Source organism: Psychrobacter sp. 1Y4, from assembly GCF_051847555.1.
The window spans coordinates 1-523 of record NZ_JBPYDE010001132.1 but is presented as its reverse complement, the minus strand read 5'-3'; the positions used below and the strand labels follow the sequence as shown (position 1 = coordinate 523).

At 45.5% G+C, this 523-nt stretch carries 1 protein-coding gene; it reads right to left on the bottom strand.

Translation table 11 applies throughout. The features are described 5' to 3' along the window. A partial coding sequence (locus tag ACS8FC_RS20785; protein ID WP_439298178.1) for an Lnb N-terminal periplasmic domain-containing protein occupies positions 1–523 on the bottom strand: 523 nt, incomplete at both ends.

The window sequence follows — 523 nt, the reverse complement described above, 5'->3', positions numbered from 1 at the left end:
CCGTAGTGAAGTAATATGGCATTTTTAGCGACTTGGTCTCCCAAACATGGCGCATAATCTGCTGTACTTCACTAGGTGTCAGATTCAATGAGTACGTCCATGTATCACGCTCGTCATCTTGTAGATATTTTGCGATCTTTTGGGGATAAGGATCAATCTCGATGACACTGTCATAACGACCAATCATGGATTTGGTCGCATAGATTGGAAAGCTATCGTCTGGATCACCATCCACCGTATAATTAAGCGCATACGCCTGACTGATTTGATTGGGGTCTGCTACGCTCGATTTTGAGTCGATACGCAATAAGGTATGACCAAAAGCAGAGAGTGGATTGTCCAAATACTCCTCAGCAAACACAATAGATAACTGCTCAGGTGCCAATGTCGACATCCACTCATCCAGCTCTGGACATTCAGCCGAAAGACTTGCGTCATCGATAGACATCGTCTCTTTTAGCCATGCCACCCGCGCGGGGAAACGGCACAAAACAGAATTATTATTGGCTTGGGTTGTCGCTAG